At 34.3% G+C, this 5,049-nt stretch carries 4 protein-coding genes; 1 reads left to right on the top strand and 3 read right to left on the bottom strand.

The features are described 5' to 3' along the window. Positions 1-152 precede the first annotated feature (152 nt). From Q0U66_RS05390 to Q0U66_RS05380, 3 genes are all read right to left on the bottom strand, one after another. Positions 153-1,781, bottom strand: a complete 1,629-nt coding sequence (locus tag Q0U66_RS05390) for an alpha,alpha-phosphotrehalase (RefSeq protein ID WP_297378387.1) — start codon at positions 1,779-1,781, stop codon at positions 153-155. A gap of 9 nt (positions 1,782-1,790) precedes the next feature. Next, positions 1,791-3,248 (bottom strand): PTS system trehalose-specific EIIBC component, encoded by a 1,458-nt coding sequence (treP, locus tag Q0U66_RS05385; RefSeq protein WP_297378384.1) that lies wholly within the window; start codon positions 3,246-3,248, stop codon positions 1,791-1,793. Positions 3,249-3,382: 134 nt separating this feature from the next. Next, positions 3,383-4,090: a UTRA domain-containing protein gene (locus Q0U66_RS05380; protein WP_297378380.1), complete on the bottom strand. Its 708-nt coding sequence runs from the start codon at positions 4,088-4,090 to the stop codon at positions 3,383-3,385. 102 nt (positions 4,091-4,192) lie between these two features. On the opposite strand from Q0U66_RS05380, the gene Q0U66_RS05375 reads away from it, so the two are divergent. Further along, positions 4,193-5,049, top strand: an 857-nt coding sequence (locus Q0U66_RS05375) for a hypothetical protein (protein ID WP_297378377.1), incomplete at its 3' end; no start/stop codon positions are given.

Genomic DNA, 5,049 nt, shown 5'->3' with positions numbered 1-5,049 from the left:
ACAGAATTCATGACAGTAGAAGGAAAGGCTTAAATAGTCATGAAAAGTTAGGGACGGAATTCATGTTGGTAGCAAAAAACACTAGAATCCGCATAATAAGTTAAGAATAAAAAAATTCCTTATCCAATTATAGGATAAGGAATTTTTCTTTACTATATAGAAACTACGACAGCTTGATAAGGTGTAAGTTTGCTAAAATCAAAGTCTTTGTAGTTGTTGGAAATTATTTTTCCATTCTTTATTGTTTCCTTGATAGAATCATCAAGTTCATGATTTTCTTCTGAAACATTGATCAAAACAATTAATTTTTCATCTTCATATGATCTTTCAAAAATATAAACCTTGTCATCAAAGTATAGGGCCTTGTATGATCCATAAGCAATTGCCTTGTGGTCTTTTCTCAATTTTATCAAGTCTTGGTAGTGATAAAATACTGAATGATTGTCATTAACAGCATCCATATAGTTGATAGATCTGTCCTTGTTTACACCTATCCAAGGTTCAACATCAGAAAAACCACCATATTCACTATCATCCCACCTTACCGGTGCTCTTGAATTGTCCCTAGATTTAAAGTTGATCGCCTTTAAGGCATCTTCTTCAGGTGTACCATTTTCAACTAAGATTTTATAATAGTTGGTTGATTCATAGTCATCATAGTCATCGATAGATTCATAATCTGGATTGGTCATACCGATTTCTTCACCCTGGTAAATGTAAGGAGTTCCTCTCATCAAGTGGGTCAATGTTGCCAAGGCTGTTGCGGATTCATAATGATATTTTTCAGGATTTCCAAATCTTGAAACTGCTCTAGGCTGGTCGTGATTATTTAAGAACCAGGCTGACCATCCATCTTGTTCTTCAGCCTTTCTTTGCCATTCATCAATCAAAGTGAAGAAGTCATTCCAGTCCATATCTGTAACTGTCCACTTGTTGCCATCTACATAGTCAACCTTCAAATGATGGAAGTTGAAGGCCATTGAGAATATACCATCTTTTGGATTGGTATATTTGTTTGAATTTTCTATGCTGGTGGATGAAAGTTCAGCTACAGTCACTATGGATTCATCAAAACCTGCCTTGTCATAAATTTCATGCATCCAACCCATCAATTGTGGACCGTCAGTGTAAAATCTTCTACCATCACCTATGTGGTCATCTTCATAAACATCAGGTTTTGTGGTTACATTGATTACATCAAATCTAAAACCTTTTACGCCCTTGTCCATCCAAAATCTTAGGACGTCAGAAAATTCGTTTCTTACTTCTGGATTTTTCCAGTTCAAATCTGCTTGGTTTGGGTGATATAAGTGAAGGTAATACTTGTCTAATTCTTCGCAATATTCCCAAGCAGACCCACCAAATTTGGACTCCCAATTGGTGATATTTTCTTTTGAATCCTTCCAAATATAGTAGTTTTGATATTTTTTATTGCCCTTCAAGGCCTCTTGGAACCATTTATGATGAATAGAGGTATGGTTAAATACCATATCCAGCATTATTCCTATATTGTGTTTTTTTGCTTCTGCTACTAGTCTATCAAAAATTTCAAAGTCTCCATATCTAGGATCGATTGACTTGTAGTCGTCAACATCATAGCCGTTGTCATATTGGTGTGACTTGTAAAAAGGTGACAACCAAATCATGTCGATGCCTAGTTTAGCTAAAAGAGGGAGTCTTTTAATGACTCCCTCTAAATCGCCAAATCCATCACTATTAGTGTCTTGGAATGACTTTGGGTAAATTTGATAGATAGCATATTCTTTGAATTTGCTATTCATTTATTCCCCCTATTTATTTTCTTTTCTTTTTGAAAAAACTATTGTTAGTACAAATGGTACTACTATAGCTATTATCATTGCTATAAAGAATGTTCCCCATTTTTCAAGTGGGAATGATAAGAATCCTGGTATACCACCAACACCGATTGATAAAGCTCCTGTATTTGTGATTACTGAGAATACAGCTGCTATTGATGAACCAATCATTGCTGCTAGGAATGGATATCTTAATTTAACGTTAACCCCAAACATTGCTGGTTCTGTAACACCTAACCATGCTGAAATCCATGATGGAATAGCAACTTCTTTGTGTTTTGCGTCAGCTTTGTTTAGAAATACTGTTGCAGCAACTGCAGAACCTTGAGCTATGTTTGATAAAGCAATCATTGGCCATAATAGGGTTGTGCCTGCTTGTGTAGCTGTTGCAGTTTGGTTAATTAATTCTAAGTCGATAGCATTTGTCATGTGGTGTAAACCGGTAATTACTAGTGGTGCGTAGAAGAATCCAAACACTGCTGCAAATAACCAGTTAAATGCTGATGTCAATCCTGAGTATACTACTGTAGATATAGCTGAACCTATCTTCCAACCAATTGGTCCTAAGATTGTGTGAGCAAATATCACAGAAAGTAATAGTGCAAAGAATGGTACAAATATCATCGATACCACATTAGGAATGATTTTCTTGAAGAATCTTTCTAGATAAACAAGTGTGAAACCTGCTAACATAGCTGGAATAACTTGTGCTTGGTAACCAATCATGTTTAACTTGAAGTATCCAAAGTCCCATTGTGGGATTGAACCAGCTTCTGCGCCAGCAACGCCATAAGCGTTTAACAATTGTGGAGATACTAAAGTAATACCTAAAATAATACCTAAAATTTGTGTTGATCCCATCTTTCTTGTTACTGACCATGTTATAGCTACTGGTAAGAAGTGGAATATAGCTTCAGCAGGTAGCCATAGGAAGTGGTTTACACCATTCCAGAATGGTGAAATATTTGTGATTGTTTGTGTACCTTCTTTTAGTGTGAATTGTCCAAGGTCGTTGAACATTTTTACACCTTCAAGGATGTTTCTAAAACCTAAGATCAAACCACCAACAACAAGTGCTGGAATAAGTGGTGCAAAGATTTCTGCCAAGTTTGACATTAATTTTTGTAACCAGTTTTGGTTGTCTTTAGCGTCAGCCTTCACTTGTTCTTTTGAAACACCTTCGATTCCTGATAATCTTGTAAATTCGTTGTAGAAGTCTGCAACATCATTACCGATTATAACTTGGAATTGACCAGCTTGAGTAAATGTACCCTTTACTGAGTCCAGGTTTTCAATAGCGTCTATGTCAGCTTTTGATAAATCATTAAGTACAAATCTCATTCTTGTAATACAATGAGTAACTGACTTAATATTGCTTTTACCACCTACTAAAGTAAGTAGTTGATTAGCATCATTTGTATATTTTGCCATTTTTTTCCTCCCTTTTCACATGTACGTACATGCTTTATATGAAAATGTTATCACGGATATATAATAAAATCAAGTTAAATTAAATAATTAACAGGATTTTAGCATAAAAAATAATGAGAGTTTGAAAACTCTCATTATTTTCTCAAAGCATAGGTATTAAAAGAAAATTTATCAGCCCTATGAAAGGACCTGGTGTACTGGAAAAACTCGTTGTTATCGGTGTAAGTTTTGCTTTTAACCAAGACAACTAAGTCATCTTTCAGCAAATCCATACTATCTAAAATTTTATTTGGAGCATGCCTTACAGTAATATTCTTTTCAGAATAGGCAATCTGTATGTCTAGGACTCCTTCTATATATTCATAAATAGAGTCTTCAGCAATTTGTTCGGTCATATTTGGTACAAGGTCTGCATCCAAGTAGTCTACATCATAAATGATTGCTTGATTATCAATTTCCCTTACTCTTGCTATACGGTAAACTTTATCACTCTTCATTTCTCTTAAAAAAGGATATTCATCCTTATCATCTAAAGTTAAGCTTACAAGTTTTGTGCTAGTGGAAAATTTGCTGTCCCTACTTAATTCCTTGAAACTTCTTATATTGGCTGCTGGGAAGTCATTGTGGTTATTTTCTATAACCACTGAAGCTTTGCCTCTTGATTTTTTAATGTAAGAATGTTGCTCTAATAGGGTGGTAGCTTTTCTTACCGTATCCCTAGAGCAATTATACTTTTCCATCAAATCTTTTTCAGAATCTATCTCATCTCCGGGTAAAAGTTTCTTGTCTTCTATTAAGCTTTTAAAATGATCATAAATCTTTATATATAGCGGTCTCTTCATATCTAACTCCAAAAGTTATTTGTCTTTATTATATATTAACACACTTGTATTTTGTCAATAAAGAAATATAATTTAAATATAAAATTAAAAAGTGAGGAAAGTATGAATAAGTTTAAATCATTATTAAAGAAGATTTCAGGATTTATCCTGCCCCTGTTGATAGGAGCTGCGATAGGTGTTTCTTTAATGATATTTTCTATTAAAATGAAGGTAAGTCCAGATTTTTTAGGAATGAATGAAGTATTATTTTTCGTTTTGGTTTTCATTTTTGCTATAGCGGCATTTTACCTACAAATTATTATCCATGAGGGTGGACATTTGATATTTGGCCTACTAAGTGGATATAAGTTTGTATCTTTCAGGGTTGGATCAGACATCTTGGTGAAATATGAAAATGAAGGCTACAAGTTTAAGAAAATGTCTATAGCAGGGACAGGTGGCCAATGTCTATTAGACCCTCCAGGACAATTAGGAGATCCATACCCATACAAGCTATATAACTATGGGGGAGTGATTTTGAATCTAATCACATCCATTCTTGCTATTGGCTTAATGTTTCTACTAGATGGTCTTGTTTTAGTTTTCTTATTTTTATTTGCTGTTGTTGGCGTATTTTTTGCTATTTTGAATGGAGTGCCATTCAAGGGGAAAATAATAAATAATGATGCAAGAAATGTTCAGATATTAAACAAGGATGAAAGTACAAGAACATATTTATGGTTGCAGTTGAAAATTTATTACTTGGCAGTAAATGGAACTAGGTTAAAAGATATGCCTGATAATTATTTTGAAGCAGAGGGTGAAAATTCACTTTCTGAAGCTATCAAGGTATCTAAGATTGAAAGGCTTATTGACGGCCACAAATTTGCAGAGGCTAAAGAAGCCATAGATGAGTTCTTTGCTAAGCATGACGACTTGACAGGATACTACAAGGTAAGTTTGGAGCTTGAAAGATTGTT

Source organism: uncultured Helcococcus sp. (genome assembly GCF_946998255.1).
Lineage (GTDB): Bacteria > Bacillota > Clostridia > Tissierellales > Peptoniphilaceae > Helcococcus.
The sequence above is the reverse complement of the archived record's forward strand: the minus strand, read 5'-3'. Positions and strand labels throughout refer to the sequence as shown.